This window comes from Roseococcus thiosulfatophilus (assembly GCF_017311575.1).
GTDB classification, from domain to species: Bacteria; Pseudomonadota; Alphaproteobacteria; order Acetobacterales; family Acetobacteraceae; genus Roseococcus; species Roseococcus thiosulfatophilus.
The window spans coordinates 201,376-217,908 of record NZ_JAFFQY010000044.1; the positions used below are offsets into that span (position 1 = coordinate 201,376).

General features: G+C 70.3%; 13 protein-coding genes. 5 read left to right on the forward strand and 8 right to left on the reverse strand.

The annotated features are described in order from the left end of the window. The 4 genes from JTN19_RS14280 to JTN19_RS14295 all read right to left on the reverse strand — a co-directional run bounded on the left by JTN19_RS14280 (position 1) and on the right by JTN19_RS14295 (position 3,818). Positions 1-1,359 carry a cytochrome ubiquinol oxidase subunit I gene (locus JTN19_RS14280; protein ID WP_242531149.1) on the reverse strand — a complete coding sequence of 453 codons (1,359 nt, stop codon included), beginning with the start codon at positions 1,357-1,359 and terminating at the stop codon, positions 1-3. A 6-nt stretch (positions 1,360-1,365) separates the two neighbouring features. Further along, positions 1,366-1,944: a GbsR/MarR family transcriptional regulator gene (locus tag JTN19_RS14285; protein WP_206933994.1), complete on the reverse strand. Its 579-nt coding sequence runs from the start codon at positions 1,942-1,944 to the stop codon at positions 1,366-1,368. Positions 1,945-2,194: 250 nt separating this feature from the next. Further along, a complete protein-coding gene (locus JTN19_RS14290) occupies positions 2,195-2,959 on the reverse strand; it encodes an alpha/beta fold hydrolase (protein ID WP_206933996.1) in 765 nt (254 codons plus the stop codon). A gap of 154 nt (positions 2,960-3,113) precedes the next feature. Then, a complete protein-coding gene (locus tag JTN19_RS14295; protein ID WP_206933998.1) occupies positions 3,114-3,818 on the reverse strand; it encodes a helix-turn-helix transcriptional regulator in 705 nt (234 codons plus the stop codon). Positions 3,819-3,903: 85 nt separating this feature from the next. Here JTN19_RS14295 and JTN19_RS14300 point away from each other — a divergent pair, with 85 nt between their 5' ends. The 5 genes from JTN19_RS14300 (at position 3,904) to JTN19_RS14320 (ending at position 11,067) form a co-directional block, all read left to right on the forward strand. Continuing rightward, positions 3,904-5,871: a vWA domain-containing protein gene (locus JTN19_RS14300; RefSeq protein ID WP_206934000.1), complete on the forward strand. Its 1,968-nt coding sequence runs from the start codon at positions 3,904-3,906 to the stop codon at positions 5,869-5,871. Positions 5,872-6,001: 130 nt separating this feature from the next. Next, positions 6,002-6,685 carry a C40 family peptidase gene (locus tag JTN19_RS14305; protein WP_206934002.1) on the forward strand — a complete coding sequence of 228 codons (684 nt, stop codon included), beginning with the start codon at positions 6,002-6,004 and terminating at the stop codon, positions 6,683-6,685. A 60-nt stretch (positions 6,686-6,745) separates the two neighbouring features. Further along, positions 6,746-8,527: a DNA primase gene (dnaG, locus tag JTN19_RS14310; RefSeq protein ID WP_206934005.1), complete on the forward strand. Its 1,782-nt coding sequence runs from the start codon at positions 6,746-6,748 to the stop codon at positions 8,525-8,527. 53 nt (positions 8,528-8,580) lie between these two features. Then, positions 8,581-10,488 carry an RNA polymerase sigma factor RpoD gene (gene rpoD, locus JTN19_RS14315; protein WP_206934007.1) on the forward strand — a complete coding sequence of 636 codons (1,908 nt, stop codon included), beginning with the start codon at positions 8,581-8,583 and terminating at the stop codon, positions 10,486-10,488. Positions 10,489-10,497: 9 nt separating this feature from the next. Next, positions 10,498-11,067: a GNAT family N-acetyltransferase gene (locus tag JTN19_RS14320; RefSeq protein ID WP_206934009.1), complete on the forward strand. Its 570-nt coding sequence runs from the start codon at positions 10,498-10,500 to the stop codon at positions 11,065-11,067. Here JTN19_RS14320 and JTN19_RS14325 read toward each other — a convergent pair whose 3' ends face one another. From JTN19_RS14325 to JTN19_RS14340, 4 genes are all read right to left on the reverse strand, one after another. After that, on the reverse strand, positions 11,068-11,364 hold the full coding sequence (locus tag JTN19_RS14325) for a hypothetical protein (protein WP_206934011.1): 297 nt from the start codon (positions 11,362-11,364) through the stop codon (positions 11,068-11,070). A 213-nt stretch (positions 11,365-11,577) separates the two neighbouring features. After that, entirely contained in the window at positions 11,578-12,123 is a 546-nt protein-coding gene (locus JTN19_RS14330; RefSeq protein WP_206934013.1) for a DUF4269 domain-containing protein, read from the reverse strand. Between the two features lie 19 nt (positions 12,124-12,142). After that, a complete protein-coding gene (locus JTN19_RS20425; RefSeq protein WP_278008545.1) occupies positions 12,143-14,200 on the reverse strand; it encodes a protein-disulfide reductase DsbD family protein in 2,058 nt (685 codons plus the stop codon). Between the two features lie 210 nt (positions 14,201-14,410). Then, a complete protein-coding gene (locus JTN19_RS14340) occupies positions 14,411-16,528 on the reverse strand; it encodes a sodium-translocating pyrophosphatase (RefSeq protein ID WP_206934018.1) in 2,118 nt (705 codons plus the stop codon). Positions 16,529-16,533 lie beyond the last annotated feature (5 nt).

Genomic DNA, 16,533 nt, shown 5'->3' on the forward strand with positions numbered 1-16,533 from the left:
TCACTCCGCCGGGGCCATGCTGGGTCGCATGGGGTCGCGCGGGCCGAGTTCCTCGGGCTCCGGCGCGGTGGGGCGGCGGGCCAGGTGCATCAGCGTGCCGATATAGGCGGCCAGCAGCACCACATAGATCAGCAGGTACATGAGCAGGGAGCCCATGATGGTGGTGGCCGCGACCGGCCCCGCCGCCTCGCCCGTGCGCAGGATGCCGGTGACGAGCCAGGGCTGGCGGCCGATTTCCGTCACGTACCAGCCGGCCAGCGTCGCCACCCAGCCCGAGAAGGTCATGCCCACCAGGGCGCGGGCCAGCCAGGGCGTGACCCCGCGGCGCCACAGCACCCAGGCGCCCCACCAGGAGACCACGAGCATCAGCATGCCGATGCCCACCATCACGCGGAAGGCATAGAAGACCGGGGCCACGGGCGGGTGTTCGCCGATGAATTCGTTCAGGCCGCGCACCTCGCCCTGCCAGTCATGGGTCAGGATGAAGGAGGCCACGCCCGGGATCGCGATTTCCATGCGGTTGGTGCGGTTGGCCTCGTCCGGGATGGCGAAGAGGCGCAGCGCGGCGCCCTGCTCGGTCTCCCAGATGCCCTCCATGGCGGCGACCTTGGCGGGCTGGTGCTGCAGCGTGTTCAGCCCGTGAAGGTCGCCGGCCAGGATCTGGCAGGGAATCAGCACCGCGCCCATCACCACGCCCGTCCGCAGCGCCTTGAGCACGCCCGGCGCGCGGTCGCCGCGCAGCCAGCGCCAGGCGGAAAGCCCCGCCACCAGGAAGGCCACCGTCAGCCCCGAGGCCAGCAGCATATGCGCCAGGCGATAGGGCATGGAGGGGTTGAAGACGATGGCCCACCAATCCACCGCGTGCACGATGCCGTCGCGGATCTCATGGCCCGCCGGCGTGTGCATCCAGGAATTCAGCACCAGGATCCAGAAGGCGGAGAGCGTGGTGCCGCCCGCCACCAGCACGGTGGCGAGCGTGTGGATGCGGTTGGAGACGCGCCCAAAGCCGAACAGCATGATGGCGAGGAAGCTCGCCTCCAGGAAGAAGGCCGTGATGACCTCATAGGCCAGCAGCGGGCCCGCCACATTGCCCACGCGCTCCATGAAGCCCGGCCAGTTGGTGCCGAACTGGAAGGACATCACCACGCCCGACACCACGCCCAGCGCGAAGCTGAGGGCAAAGACCTTCACCCAGAACTTGTAGGCGTCCATCCAGGCCGCATCACCCGTCGCGTTGAAGCGCAGCTTGAAGAACAGCAGCACCCAGCCCAGCGCGATGGTGATGGTGGGGAAGAGGATGTGGAAGGAGATGTTCGCCGCGAACTGGATGCGGGCGAGGAGGATGGGGTCCAGGTCCATGGCGGCTCAGCCTTCTTGCGCCTTCCGGCGGGGCTTGCGGGTGACGATCTCGTGGAAGCGGTCCGTGGCCTCCAGCACGCGGGCCACGCGCCCGCCGAGCTTGAGCAGCGCCACCAGCCGTTCATCCGGCAGCTTCTGCACGTCATCCATCCAGCCGGTGAGCAGGGAGATGACCTCGTGCAGGCTTTCCATGCGTTTATGCGCGTGTTTCTCGGCGTCGCTGCGGGGCGTCTGCATCAGCGTGTCGCGCAGCAGGGTCAGCGTGGGGTCCACCTCGCGCTTGCGGCGCTCCTCCGCCAGCGTCCGGACGATGGCCCAGACGTCATCGGGCGTCGTGAAATGCTCGCGCCGGTCGCCGGGGAGGTGCTGGAGCTTGATGAGGCGCCAGTTCTCCAGCTCCTTCAGCCCCATGGAGACGTTGGAGCGGGAGAAGCCCAAGGATTGCGCGATCTCATCCGCCGGAAGCGGGCGGTCGGAGAGGAAGAGCAGGGCATAGATCTGCCCCACGGTGCGGTTGATGCCCCACCGCGAGCCCATCTCGCCGAAATGGAGAACGAAGGCGGCGGTGGAGGGGGGCAGGTCCATGGAGGACGATATGTTCAGGAATTTCTGAAATGACAAGCGTGTCAGATTGGAATTTTGCGGTGCGCGCGTCCGGCGCCTTTCGGCCATGAATTGGCCCCGGCCCGGCACCCTTCGGCCAGGGCCCGGCCTTCGTCACCCGGCCCGCGGGGCAGGCGTGTTCGCGCGGAACCCGCGTCCAGGAGGATCGGCGCAGGGGCCTTGTGCGGGCGAGGCGAAAGGCTGGGCCGCCCGGGGCGGCCGCCGGGGCGCGCTAGGCCGCGGGAAGCGACACTTCGGCACTCTCCGCGGGCCGGGCGGCGGCTTCGGCAAGCCTGGCCCGGAACCGGGCCGCGCGGACCCCCTGGTTGCGGAGGAGGCGCACCAGCTGGACTGGATCCAGTTTTTCGTGACCCAGCAGGAAGCCAAGGACGGGCTTCAGGCCACCCTTGCCCTTGATGTGCCGTGCCACGCCGTGGTCCGCGTCATTGACCAGGATGATGTGGGTTCGCGGGGTCGCCACAGCCGCCATCCGGCGGGCATGCAGCATGTCGAGCTTCTTCTCGCCCCCGAAGAGGGCGATGTAGTCCACATCCGGCGAGGCCCGGTCCAGGGCGTGCTCGATATGGTGCGTCGGAATGGCGTTGCGGAACTCCGCCCATCGGTTGTCCGCCCGCGAGATATGAAGCGGGTGGACGGAAAACTGCGGGGCAAAGGCGATGGCACGAGTGCAGCGGGGAAGTGCCGACGCGAAATACAGGGCACCGAACCCGCCCATGCTGTTGCCAAGCGTGATCGTTGTCTGGCCGGGTCGGATCAGGCGCGACACCTGATCCACCACACGATCCTGCGTGACGTTGAACCAGCTTCGACGCTTCTCAATGACATAAGTGACGGCACGCGGCGTGGCGTCTTCGAGGGATTTGCGGAACTCCTCGACCTGAATGGTCCCGAGACCTTCGCCCACCCCCCCGAACGCCACCACATGGAAGGGCCCATCGGAAGGGCTGTGGGTGATCCGCAGATCGTCATCCTCCATGACAACCTGGAGGGTGCCCCGACCCACATTCGTTGCCTTCGCGCTCATGCGTTCTGCCCCGATCCCACGCCCGATGCGTCCCTGGAAACGCGGCGGGAGTCAACCAGGGAGTTGCGCGCGGCGCCTGTGGGCGCCCTGAGGGACCCCTTCGCCCCTACCGGCCGCTGACCCGGCCCGGCAGCCGCACCGCGCCCCGCAGCACCGCCTGCAACAACGCCTGGTCCCGGGTGCGCGCCCCCAGCTTGGCGCGGGCGGAGCGCAGATGCAGTTCCACGGTCACGGAGGTGACGGACATCCGGTGCGCGATCTCCTTGGTCCGCAGGCCTTCGGCCAGCCACTCCAGCACCTCCACCTCCCGCGCCGAGAGGGGCGGCGGGGCGGCGAGGCGCATCTGCATCAGGCGCAGGGCCAGGGGCAGCCGCTCGCCCAGCGCGCGCCGCAACCGCGCCAGCGCGACCGGCGGCAGGCCGGAGCCGAGATTCCAGGCGAAGCCGGGCTGGCCCGGCAGCACCAGCGAGAAGCCCGAGCGGAAGCCGGCCTCGCCCGCCTCATGGATCAGGCGCCGCTGCGCGGCGCCAAGGTGGCGCAGCCGTGACAGGTGGGCCGCCCCGGTCGCGACGGAGAGGCCCGGGGTCAGGCAATGCTCGAAGAAGGGGTCAATGTCCGCATAGCCCTGCGCGCGATAATGCGCCGTCCAGTCCTCGCGCATGCTGGTGAGAATTTCGGGCTTGTCGCCCCGCAAGTCATAAAGAATGAGACAGTCCAGGCCAAAATTGGCCGCGTAGTTGCTGAAGCGCGTCCAGGCGGTGCCGGCGTCATCCGGGGTCAACACTTCCATCAGGTGGACGAGGTCAAGCATCCCTGCACGAGACTATGGTTTTCCATAGATTGTCACCTGATCTTTGGGGTTGTCACGATCAGTGCCCGACCACGGAGCACGTCGCTTGAAACCCCATGCCCTTCTTCTCGGCGCCACGCTGGCGTTCGGTGCCATTTCCCCGGCGATGGCCGAGCGCGTGGGGGTGCTCGTGTTCGACGCCTCCGGCTCGATGTGGAACCAGGTCGAGGGCAACCGGACCCGCATCGAGGTGGCGCGCGACGTGGTGGGCGAATACTTCACCGGCCGGGATGCGTCGGTGCCGCTCGCGGTCATCGCCTACGGCCACAACCGGCGGGGCGACTGCCGCGACATCGAGGTGATCGCGCCCATGGGCCGCGCCGCGGGCGCCACGCTGGCGCAACGGCTGCGCGCGCTGACGCCGCGCGGGATGACGCCGCTGACCGAGAGCCTGCGCCAGGCCCGCGCGCAGATCCCGGCCACGGCGGAGAGCGCCGACATCATCCTGGTCACCGACGGGCTCGAGACCTGCCAGGGCGACCCCTGCGCCCTGGCGGCCGAATTCGCCGCCGAGGGCATCAACATCCGCGCCCATGTCGTGGGCTTCGGGCTGAGCCGGACGGAGGTGCAGGCGCTGTCCTGCATCACGGAGCAGACCGGCGGGCGGCTGTTCGAGACCAATTCCGGCGCGGAACTGGCCGAGGCGCTGCGCGAGGTGAGCGCCGCCGTGGCGCCCCCTCCGCCGCCGCCGCCGGAACGCGAGGCGGCCTTCGACCTCGACGCCAGGGCCGAGGCCGGCTTCACCTATCGCATCCGCTGGCGGGGGGAGGCGCGCTTCGTGGACTACATGGGCTTCGTGCCGCGCGGCGCGAATGGCGCGCCCTCCAGCCCGAGCTTCACCACCATCGGCGGCAGCTCGCAGCGGCCCAACAACCCGGCCAGCCGTCGGGCGCCGGCGCAGCCGGGCGAATATGACCTCATCATCCGCGCCGCGTCCGGCGGCATCATCGCCCGCCAGGCGGTGGAGGTGGTGGCGTCCAGCATGGGGTTCGACCCGGTGGGCTCCGTGGCGCCGGGCAGCCAGGTGGCCTTCGTCTATCGCGGGCCCGACCAGGCCAGTGAGCGAGTGGTGATCGCCCGTCCGGATGATCCGCCGGCCCAATACGGCCCGAGCTGGAGCTTCGCCCTCACCGCCAGGGGGCGGGCCAGGCTGCGCGTCCCCACCGAGCCGGGCGAGTATGAGGTGCGCTACCTGAATGCCAACCGCACCGAGGTGATGTTCGCGCGCCGCTTCGGCGTGGGCGTGCCCTTCGAAGATGCCGATGCCACCAATGTGGCGGCCCTCGCCGCGCAGGCCGCCGCCGCGACCAGGGCCGCCCCCGAGCAGGACAACCTGCCCGAGGTGGAGGCCCGCTTCCGCCTGCCGGAGGGTGTTCCGCCTGGCCCCGTCACCTGGTCGGCCGTGCCGCTCGACCCCGACCTGCCGCCCGAGGCCTGGGCCCCGCAGGATGCGAGCGTGGTGGGTGAGGGACGCTTCGCCCCCGGCCGCTACCGCGTGACGGCCATCGCCCCCGGCGAGGTGGAGTTCACCGCCGATGTCGAAATCCTCCCCGGGCAGGAGAATGTCTTCACGGTGCAAATGGTGCCGGTGCCCGAGGAGGTCCGGCATGAGTCGCCGCTGAACGGCAACTGGCGCCTCTTCATGATCCCGCCGCACGGCAATCCGACGCCTTCCATCCCCATGCTGGACATCAGCCTGCGGCGGGAGGGCATGTCCGGCCCCATCACGGGCGGCTTCACCGCGCTGCCGGCGCTGCTCGGCGCGCAACGCGCGGGCCTGACCGGCCCGTTCACCACCGCGAGGCTGGAGGCGGACGGCCCGTTGCGGCTGACCTTCTGCCCCTGCGAGGGCGTGCCGGACGAATTCGTCATTTCCATGCGGCCCTATGGCGTGGGCTTCGCCGGGTCCTTCTCGGCGGGAAGGCAGGGCGCGCGGTCCGCCCTCTGGCCCGCGGACCTCCCGCTGCCGGCGCTGGACCCGCTGCGGGAGGCGCTGCACGGGCCACGCCCCTAGCGCCGGATACGTCGAGGTGGATTCACCGAACACGCTGCCTCCGGCCTTCGACAAAGCCTGCCCTGGCGGCGGCGGAACGCCGCGCCCCGCCGACCGCATCCACCACCCGAAAGAGGAGGCAAGCCTGGCCATGGTTTCCAATCTGCGCGCGCCCGATCTCTATCGCGGCGACATCATCCTCACCTCGATGCGGACCCGGCTGGGGTCGGGCGATTCGTTCCAGTCCGCCCTGGCCCCCGCGATCGAGAACAACTTCATCAATGTCGCGACCGTGTCGGCCTATTCGCACGCCATCCTGGCCGCCGAGACGGGGCGCGTCATCGAGTTCCGCAAGACCATGAAGGAGAAGTCCCTCCGCGATGCGCTCACGGATGGGGGGCGGGACCTGCCGGCGGTGGCCCATGTGTTTCGCCGGCGCGGTTCCAACGGCAAGAACCGGCCACAGGTGCTGATCAATGCCCGGAAGATGGTGCAGGGCTTTCGGCCGGTGGACGTCCACTATGTCGTCTCGGTCTGGATGGGCCTCAACCGGCTGAACGCGCGGCTGCGCCAGGAGGAGGTGCAGGGCATGGTCGTCTGCAGTTCCTTCTGCGCGGCGGCCTGGGCTTCGGTCGGCCTGCCGCTCAGCCGGGATGACCCGCACAACATGTCCCCGGGGGACATCGCGCTCTGCGCGGACCCCGCCACCATGAGGTCGGTCGCGAGCGCGCGGGATCTCTGGGCCCTGGCCGTGACCGCGGCGCGCCAGCGGCCCGGGGCGCGGGACATCACGCTTGATCTCGTGGGCGTCATGGACCCGGCGGAGTACTCCTGAGGCATTGGCCCATGGAGGGCGATGCGGTCGCGCGGGTCCTCGGCTAGTGTGCGCCCGCCCATGGCCCTGCCTCCGTCCTTCCTCGACGAACTCCGCGCCCGCACCCCCATGCCCTCGCTGGTGGGGCGCCGGGTGCGGCTGGCCAAGTCGGGGCGGAACTGGAAGGGGCTGTGCCCCTTCCACAATGAGAAATCCCCGTCCTTCTACGTCTATGAGGACAGTTTCCATTGCTTCGGCTGCGGCGCGCATGGGGATGCCTTCGCCTTCGTCATGCGCGCCGAGGGGCTGGGCTTCATGGAGGCGGTGGAGCGCCTCTCGGGCGAGGCTGGGCTCGAGGTCCCCAAATCCACCCCCGAGGCCGCGGCGCGCGAGGCCCGCGCCCGCGACCTGCACGGCGTGCTGGAAGCGGCCGAGGCCGCCTATCGCCGCCGCCTGCACAGCGCCGAGGGCGCCGAGGGCCTGGCCTATCTGCGAAAGCGCGGCCTGACCGACGAGACGATCGCCCGCTTCGGCCTGGGCTGGTCGGGCGGCGGGCGCGGGGCGCTGGCGGCGGAATTGCGGGAGCTCGGCATCACGCCCGCGCAACTCATCGAGGCCGGGCTGATGCAGCCGCGCGAGGAGGGCGGCGCCTCCGACCTCTTCTTCAACCGCGTCATGTTCCCCATCCGCGACCGGCGCGGCCGCACCATCAGCTTCGGCGGCCGCATGCTGGGCGAGGGCCAGCCCAAATATGTGAACGGGCCGGAGACGACGCTGTTTTCCAAGCGCCGCAACCTCTATGGCCTGGATTTGGCGCGGGAGGGCGTGTTTCGCGGCGCCACCCTCATCGTGGCCGAGGGCTATATGGACGCGATCGCCCTGCACCAGGCGGGCTTCACGGGGGCGGTGGCCCCGCTCGGCACCGCGCTGACGCCCGAACAGCTGGAGGCGCTGTGGCGCGTCAGCCCCGAACCCGTGCTCTGCTTCGACGGCGATGCCGCCGGCAGCCGCGCCGCCGGCCGCGCGGCCGAGGTGGCGCTGCCCCTGCTGGCGCCCGAGCGCACCCTGCGCTTCGCCACCCTGCCCGCGGGCGATGACCCGGACACGCTGATCCGCAAATCCGGCCCGGGCAGGATGCAGGGCGTGCTGGATGACGCCCAGCCCCTGGCCGATGCCCTGTTCGGCCTGATCGCCGGGCCGAAACTGCCCGAGGGGCCGGAGGCGCGGGCCGCCATCCGCAACCGCCTGGCCGCCGCCGCGGCCGCCATTCCGGACAAGGCCTTGGCGGCGGAGTTCCGGGGCGCGCTGTTCAACCGCTTCTTCGCGCAGTCCCGACGCCCGGGTGCCCGCACGGCCCCCCGCCACCCGCGCCCGGTGCCGGATGCGGCGTCCATCCAGGCGCAGCGGGCGCGGATTATCCTCGCGATATGCCTGCATCACCCCGACCTGCTACGCGAGGTTGAGGAGCCGCTTGCCTTGCTGGATCTGCCGGATGGTCCGGCGAAGCAGGTCAGGGATGCCCTGCTGGCCTGGATTCCCCGGGCCGAACGCCTTGACTCCGTGGAGTTGATCGCCCACCTCGCACAGAGTCCCGTCTCGGCCGCCAGCGCCTGGGTGCTCCGCCCCGCGGGGCTGCCCATGGAAGCCCGTTCCGGGGCCCAACCGAAGGAGGCGCTGGACGCCTTCTGGCAGATATTCGGCTTTCTCCGCGGCGAGGCGGAACTGGCAGAGGATGCGCGGGCGGCGGAGGTCGCCTTCGCGGGGTCGAACGACCCGGCCGCCCAGGCGCGGCTGATCCGCCTCCGCGCCGCGCTGGACGCGCTGCGCCGGGGCGAGGTCGAGGATGAATTCTCCCCCGCCTGAGGGCGGTGGCATAGGGTAGGGGGGTTTTTCTCCCCGCAAGCATGGAGTGAGGCATGGCGAGCAAAACGGCAGCGGCGGGCGAGACGGCCGAGGCGCGCGAGGAAGCGGTGGAGGGCGCCTTGCTCGACATCACCTCTGCGGCCGTGAAGAAGCTCATCGCCCGCGGCAAGGAGCGTGGCTACGTCACCTTCGACGAGGTGAACGCCGCCATGCCCGAGGGCCAGGTCTCGCCCGAATTCATGGAGGACACCCTCTCCTCGCTGTCCGAAGCCGGCATCAACGTCGTCGAGGCCGAGGAGACCGAGGAGGACGGCACGCCCAAGCCCGCCAAGGCCGAGGGCGAGGAGGAGGACGAGGAGAGCGGCGGCAATGTGGACGAGGAAAGCCTCGGCCGCACCGACGACCCCGTGCGGATGTATCTGCGCGAGATGGGCAGCGTTGAGCTGCTCTCGCGCGAGGGCGAGATCGCGATCGCCAAGCGCATCGAGGCCGGCCGCGACATGATGATCGGCGGGCTGTGCGAAAGCCCGCTGACCTTCAAGGCCATCGTCGCCTGGCATGACGCCGTGCGCGAAGGCCGCATGCTGCTGCGCGACGTGATCGACCTCGAGGCCACCAACAACGCCGACAACCCCGATGGCGCCCCGGCCGAGCCCGAGGAATTCGAGGAGGGCGAGGAAGGCGAAGGTGCCGGCCTGTCGCTCTCGGCGCTTGAGGAGAAGCTGAAGCCCGAGGTGCTGGCCAATTTCGAGGCCATCGAGGGCATCTACTCCAAGCTGAACAAGATCTCGTCCAAGCGGATGGACGCCTACACCTCGGGCGGCGACTTCGCGGGGCGCAGCGAGAAGAACTACGAGAAGCAGCGCCAGGAGCTGGTGGCGCTGGTGGAGAAGGTGCACCTCCACAACAACCGCATCGAGGAGCTGGTGGACCAGCTCAAGCAGCTGAACCGCAAGCTGAACGCGCTGGACGGGCAGGTGCTGCGCCTCGCGGAAAGCCACAAGGTGCGGCGCGAGGACTTCCTGCCGCTGTGGAAGGGGTCCGAGCTGGACCAGGCCTTCATGGACCGCGCGGCCCTGATGAAGGGCAAGGCCTGGCAGAATTTCTCGTCCAAGTCGCGTGAGGACCTGGAGCGCATCCGGGTGGAAATCTCGGCCGTGGCGGGTGCCACGGGCCTGCCGGTGAGCGAGTTCCGCCGCGTCTACGCCACGGTCAGCCGCGGCGAGCGCGACATGAACCAGGCGAAGAAGGAGATGATCGAGGCCAATCTCCGCCTCGTGATCTCTATCGCCAAGAAGTACACGAACCGCGGCCTGCAGTTCCTGGATTTGATCCAGGAGGGCAACATCGGCCTGATGAAGGCGGTGGACAAGTTCGAGTATCGCCGCGGCTACAAGTTCAGCACCTACGCGACCTGGTGGATCCGCCAAGCCATCACCCGCTCGATCGCGGACCAGGCGCGGACCATCCGCATCCCGGTGCACATGATCGAGACGATCAACAAGCTGGTCCGCACCAGCCGCCAGATGCTGCACGAGATTGGCCGCGAGCCGCAGCCCGAGGAGCTGGCCGAGAAGCTCGGCATGCCGCTCGAGAAGGTGCGGAAGGTGCTGAAGATCGCGAAGGAGCCGATCTCCCTCGAAACGCCCATCGGCGACGAGGAGGACAGCCACCTCGGCGACTTCATCGAGGACAAGAACGCCATCATCCCGCTGGACGCGGCCATCCAGTCGAACCTGCGCGAGGCCACCACGCGGGTGCTGGGCAGCCTGACGCCGCGCGAGGAGCGTGTGCTGCGCATGCGCTTCGGCATCGGGATGAACACCGACCACACGCTGGAAGAGGTCGGCCAGCAGTTCAACGTGACGCGCGAGCGCATCCGGCAGATCGAGGCCAAGGCCCTGCGAAAGCTCAAGCACCCCAGCCGGTCGCGCAAGCTGCGCAGCTTCCTCGAAACCTGACGGCCGGCGATGTGGACCAAGGAGCCATCCACCCTGGTCACGGTGGATGTCACCTTCCTGCGGATGGACCGCGCCCCGGCCGACCCGGGGCCCGCCCTGCCGGCCCCCCTGGCCGTCGAGTGGCTGCGGCCGCGCTGCGAGGTGGCGCAGTATCGCCGCCTCTATGACGGCGTGGGCCATGACTATCTGTGGTGGCTGCGCCGCACTCTGTCGGATGCCGAACTGGACGCCGTGCTGGGTGACCGCGCCATCAGCGTCCACCTGCTGCACGACCAGGGCGAGGAGCTGGGCTTCTACGAGCTGGACCGGCGCAACTGGCCGCACATCAACCTGGCCTATTTCGGGCTGATGCCGGCGGCGATCGGGCGCGGGGTGGGCATCGCCTTCCTGCACCACGCCATCCGCACCGCCTGGGCCGAGGGGTGCAGCGCGCTCACGGTCAACACCTGCACGGCCGACCACCCGCGCGCCCTGCCCAACTATGTGAAGGCGGGCTTCCGGGTGCTGCGGACCGTTCGGGAGGAGTGGCCCATTCCCGACCGGCTGGGCCTGCCCATCCCGGAGCGGCTTCGGGCCTGATCAGCCCTGGTTCAGGAAGGGCCGGGCCGCGTTCAGTGCCGGCCCGCAGCCGGAGGCGGCGTCGCGCAGCGTGGCCTCCGCCGGCAGGCGGCCGATCCAGATCCCGATCCCGGTGCTGATCGCCCACCACGGGTCCTGGCTGGCGCGGGCGAGCAGGGCGGGCGTGGCCTGCGTGACGCAGGCCGTGACATCGGTCACCACTTGGCGCGGCGCGTTCTCGAGGCGCGAGGCGAATTCCGATTGCAGCGGCGCGATGAGGAAGATGCTGAGCAGGAAGGCCAGAAGGTCGTTCAGCATGGGGCAGCCTCGCGCGGGCGCGGGGTGGTGATGGGCGGTGTCATGTCGATTCCCTCATTCCGTGTCGGAGGGTTCGACATCGCGCCGGCCCCCGGACACGGGATGCCGGCGCCAGAGGGGCCCGAACCACGACAGCAGGAATGGTTCCGCCACGGCCGCGCTTCAAGTGGTGGTAACCCTCCTCGCGGGAGATGCACCTGGCCGCGTTGAGGCTCACGGGGACGGGGCGGCGCCCGGCGCGTAGCCGGCCCTCGCGAGGTGGCGATCAATCTCCTCATCGGGTGCGAGGGCCAGTGCCGCGATCGCCTCGAAAGGATCGCCGTCGAGGCGAAGCACCTGCGCGAAAGCGGCCTCGGTCTTCGCGCCGGACCGGCGCCGCGCCATCACGGCCGCGCGCAGGGCGGGGCTGCCCCGTTCCAGCAGGCGCCGCTCGACGACGAAGTGCCGCCAGCCCATCTGCCCGTCCACCGGGACGGCCTGGCCGAAAACCTCGAACTCCCAGCCATGGGCATGGAAACGCGCGACGACCGGCCGCCCAGCGCTCGTCCACTGGTGCAGGGAGAAGCCGGGGCAGAGGCTCCATTCGCGCCACAGGATGGCGGCGAAGCGGATGGGGTCCGGGGCGTGGCACAGCACATCGATGTCGCTCCCCGGGAGGTCGAGGTCGAGCGGGGGGGTGCCCGCGAGGCGCGCGTCGAACTCCCGCAGGACATGCAGGATGCCGATCGCCCGCACGGCGGCGTCATGGTCCATCTTCATGCCGTGGCCCCGGCGGCGGTCAGCCAGGCGAGGCGATGGCCCCCGGCGTCGCGCGGCCCGTCCCCTGGCTGATCGCCTCCCGCAGCATTCCCTCCGTCAGGATTTGCGGCAGGATCAGGGGCGCGCCGCCGCCGGCGGGATAAAGCAGGTAGAGCGGCACGCCGTCGCGCCCATGTGCGCGCAGCAGCGCGGTGATGGCGGTATCGCCGCGCGTCCAGTCTCCGGTGAGCTGCACCATGCCCGCCTCGCCCATCGCGCGCTGCGTCGCCTCCGTGTGGATGGCGATGCGCTCATTCACCTTGCAGGAGATGCACCACGCCGCCGTCAGGTTCACGAAGATGGGGCGGCCCTCGGCGCGCAGTTCGGCGACGCGCGCGGCGGACCAGGGCTCGGCGTTCCCGGAGACGGCGGCGCTGGCCGTGGGCGCGGTCGAGAGCAGGGGGAGCAGGGCGAGGGCGGCGATCACCGCGACCGCAGCGGTGGTCCGGCCCAGCCGCCCTGTGCCGCCGCTGGCCTGCGCCGTGCCGAAGGCCCAGGCGGCGAGCCCCACCAGCACACCGCCCACCAGCACCATCAGCACGCCATCGGGCCCCGCCTGCTGGGCCAGCACCCAGACCAGCCACGCGGCCGCGCCATACATGGGGAAGGCTAGGAATTGCCGCAGCCGCTCCATCCAGGGGCCGGGGCGTGGCAGGGCGCGGGCCAGGCCGGGGAAGACCCCCAGCAGCGCATAGGGCAGGGCCAGCCCCAGGCCGAGTGCGGCGAAGACACCCAGCGTGGCCGGCGCGGGCAGGGTGAGCGAGGCGCCGATGGCCGTTGCCATGAAGGGCGCCGTGCAGGGGGTGGCCACCAGCACGGCCAGCACGCCCGTGCCGAAGCTGCCGCCCGCATGGCCCGACAGCACCGGCCCCCGCACGGCGAAGACGCCCGAGAGGTTCAGCCCCACCGCCAGCATCAGCCAGGCCATGCCGGCCACGAAGGGCGCCCAGGTGAACTGGAAGCCCCAGCCGGCGGCGAGCCCTGCCGCGCGCAGCCCCAGCATCAGCCCGCCGATGGCGAGGAACGTCACCAGCACGCCGGCCGTATAGCCCGCGGCCTCGGCCCGGATGGCGCCGCGGGCCGCGCCGCCCAGCCGCGCCAGCGCCATGGCCTTCATGGCCAGCACGGGGAAGACGCAGGGCATCAGGTTCAGGATCAGCCCGCCCAACAGGGCGAGGCCCAGCACCTGCCACAGCGGCAGGCCCAGGGCAGGCAGGGCGCCGCCGGGCTCGGCGGAGATGAGGTAGGCGCCGCGGACGCCGGCCGCATCGGTCAGGGTCAGCACGCCGTCCAACCGCGTGGGCCAGGGGGCTTCGGCGGGGGGCAGCGCCAGGGTCAGGGCGCCCTCGCGCACCGTCAGCGGCTGGGCGGGGGCGTTCTCGATCAGGTTCTGGGCGAAGGGGAAGAAGACGGCCTCGCGCAGGCTCGTGGGGTTCAGCCCCTCGCCCTCCACGGTCAGCGCGGCGCGGCCGCCCTCGCGGGCGAAGCGGGCGGTGAAGGGGGCGGGGCGGGGCAGGGCGGCCTCGGCCGCGAGGAAGAGGGGCAGGTTGGCCGGGCGGGGGCTCGCCTCCACGGGCAGGGTGAGGCGGAAGGCGCCATCCTCCGGGATGCAGACATCGGCGCAGGCGAGCCAGATGCCGGTGGCGTCCAGGGTGACGGTGTCGCCGGGGCGCAGGGTGGTGGGCGCGGTGAGGGTGAAGGGGAAGGCGGCCTCGCCCAGATAGCCGAAATTCATCAGCGGGCCGAAGGGGATGCGGCTGGGGGCGGGGAATTGCAGCGGCCCGGACTGCCAGCCCTCCGGAAGGGCCAGGTCGAGTTCGGGCGGCGCGCCGGCATCGCCCGCATTGGACCAGTAGGTGTGCCAGCCTGGTGCGAGGCGGATGCGAAGCAGCGCGCGGAATTCCTCCCCCGGGGCGATGGCGGCGCGGTCGGCGTGGAGGGTGACGGTGGCGCGGGGTGACACGACGGGCACGGAATCGGCGGCCCGTGCCGGCAGGGCGAAGAATGTCAGCAGCAGAACGAAGAACAGGCGGGCCATGCGGGGATAAAAGGCCCCAAACCGTCCGCGCGACAAGGGCAAAGCGTGCATGGAAGGGTGGCCCCCCGGTGCCCTGCCGTGGCTTTGCCACGGCAGGCGGTGCCCACCCGAGAGGATGGGCACCAAACCGGGGCCCCCATGAAGCGCAGCTTCATGGGGATTGATCGGGGCCCCCACGAAAGCGCCAAAGGCGATTTCGTGGGGAATGAGTTATGCCGCCAGGATCGCCAGAAGCAGAAGTGCGACGATGTTGGTGATCTTGATCATCGGGTTCACGGCCGGCCCGGAGGTGTCCTTGTAAGGGTCGCCCACCGTGTCGCCCGTCACGGCGGCCTTGTGGGCATCGCTGCCCTTGCCGCCGTAATGGCCCTCCTCGATGTACTTCTTGGCGTTGTCCCAGGCGCCGCCGCCCGTGGTCATGGAGACGGCCACGAAGAAGCCCGTGACGATGACGCCCAGCAGCATCGCCCCCAGCGCGGAGAAGGCCGCGGCCTTGCCCGCGATCATCAGCACCACGAAGTAGCAGACCACGGGGCTGAGCACCGGCAGCAGCGACGGCAGGATCATTTCCCGGATGGCGGACTTGGTCAGCATGTCCACCGCCCGGCCGTAATCGGGCTTCTCGGTGCCGGCCATGATGCCGGGCTTCTCGCGGAACTGGCGGCGGACCTCCTCGACGACGGACTGCGCCGCGCGCCCCACCGCCGTCATCGCCATGCCGCCGAACAGGTAGGGCAGCAGGCCGCCGAACAGCAGGCCCACCACGACATAGGGGTTGGCCAGGCTGAAATCGATCGCCCCCAGGCCCGCGAAGTACGGATAGGCCTCGGGCCGGGCGATGAAGTAGTTCAGGTCCTGCGTGTAGGCCGCGAACAGCACCAGGGCACCCAGGCCGGCCGAGCCGATGGCATAGCCCTTCGTCACGGCCTTGGTGGTGTTGCCCACCGCGTCCAGCGCGTCGGTGGTCACGCGCGTCTCGGCCGGCAGGCCCGCCATTTCCGCGATGCCGCCGGCATTGTCGGTGACGGGGCCGAAGGCATCCAGCGCCACGATCATGCCGGCCAGCGCCAGCATGGTGGTGGTGGCGATGGCGATGCCATAGAGGCCCGCCAGCGCATGGGTGGTGATGACACCCGCGATGATGATGAGCGCGGGCAGCGCCGTGCTCTCCATGCTGACCGCGAGGCCGCGGATCACGTTGGTGCCATGGCCGGTCTGCGAGGCCTCGGCGATGGAGCGCACCGGGCGGAAGCCCGTGCCCGTGTAGTATTCCGTCACCCAGACGATGGCGGCCGTGACGGCCAGCCCCATGGCGGCGCAGAGCCAGAGGCTGAAGGCGCCGATGGTGCGCCCGCCCGCCTCGACCCCCGAGAAGCCGAAGAAGATGAAGGCCAGCGGCAGGATCGCGACCAGCGACAGCGCTCCCGTCACCATCAGGCCGCGATACATGGCCCCCATGATGGAGTTGTTGGCCGGCAGCTTCACGTAATAGGTGCCGATGATGGAGGTGATGACGCAGACCGCGCCGATGGCCAGCGGGAACAGCATGCCCGAGGCGCGGCCCGCATCGGTGAAGCTGATGGCGGCCAGCACCATGGTGGCGACGGCGGTGACGGCATAGGTCTCGAAGAGGTCGGCCGCCATGCCGGCGCAGTCGCCCACGTTGTCGCCCACATTGTCGGCGATGGTGGCGGGGTTGCGGGGGTCGTCCTCGGGGATGCCGGCCTCGACCTTGCCCACCATGTCGCCGCCCACATCGGCGCCCTTGGTGAAGATGCCGCCGCCCAGGCGGGCGAAGATCGAGATGAGGCTGGCGCCGAAGCCCAGCGCCACCAGGCTGTCGATCACGATGCGGGAGTTGATGGGGTGCCCGCCGATGACGACCAGGATGAAGAAGTAGACCGCGACCCCCATCAGGGCCAGGCCCGCCACCAGCATGCCGGTGATGGCGCCCGACTTGAAGGCGAGGTCCAGCCCCGCGGCCAGGCCCTGGCGGCTCGCTTCCGCCGTGCGGACATTGGCGCGCACCGAGACGTTCATCCCGATGAAGCCCGCCGCCCCCGACAGCACCGCGCCGATCAGGAAGCCGATGGCGACGGGCCCGCCCAGCAGCACCCACACCAGCGCCATGAGCACGACGCCCACGCCCCCGATGGTGATGTATTGCCGACGGAGATAGGCCGAGGCCCCTTCCTGGATGGCGCGGGCGATCTCCTGCATGCGGGCGTCGCCCGCGGGTTTCGCCATGATTTCCTTGGTCGTGATCCAGCCATAGGCGATGGAAGTCGCGCCCAGCAGGATGACCAGCAGCAACGTCGCTGTGATCACTTTGC

Excerpts from the sequence above, each read along its gene's own strand:
- JTN19_RS14290 (WP_206933996.1), bottom strand. The coding sequence starts at position 2,959 with ATGGAGGATGACGATCTGCGGATCACCCACAGCCCTTCCGATGGGCCC.
- JTN19_RS14330 (WP_206934013.1), bottom strand. The coding sequence starts at position 12,123 with ATGAAGATGGACCATGACGCCGCCGTGCGGGCGATCGGCATCCTGCAT.
- dnaG (WP_206934005.1), top strand. The coding sequence starts at position 6,746 with ATGGCCCTGCCTCCGTCCTTCCTCGACGAACTCCGCGCCCGCACCCCC.
- JTN19_RS14280 (WP_242531149.1), bottom strand. The coding sequence starts at position 1,359 with ATGGACCTGGACCCCATCCTCCTCGCCCGCATCCAGTTCGCGGCGAAC.
- JTN19_RS14320 (WP_206934009.1), top strand. The coding sequence starts at position 10,498 with ATGTGGACCAAGGAGCCATCCACCCTGGTCACGGTGGATGTCACCTTC.
- JTN19_RS14305 (WP_206934002.1), top strand. The coding sequence starts at position 6,002 with ATGGTTTCCAATCTGCGCGCGCCCGATCTCTATCGCGGCGACATCATC.
- JTN19_RS14295 (WP_206933998.1), bottom strand. The coding sequence starts at position 3,818 with ATGCTTGACCTCGTCCACCTGATGGAAGTGTTGACCCCGGATGACGCC.
- JTN19_RS14325 (WP_206934011.1), bottom strand. The coding sequence starts at position 11,364 with ATGCTGAACGACCTTCTGGCCTTCCTGCTCAGCATCTTCCTCATCGCG.
- JTN19_RS20425 (WP_278008545.1), bottom strand. The coding sequence starts at position 14,200 with ATGGCCCGCCTGTTCTTCGTTCTGCTGCTGACATTCTTCGCCCTGCCG.
- rpoD (WP_206934007.1), top strand. The coding sequence starts at position 8,581 with ATGGCGAGCAAAACGGCAGCGGCGGGCGAGACGGCCGAGGCGCGCGAG.
- JTN19_RS14285 (WP_206933994.1), bottom strand. The coding sequence starts at position 1,944 with ATGGACCTGCCCCCCTCCACCGCCGCCTTCGTTCTCCATTTCGGCGAG.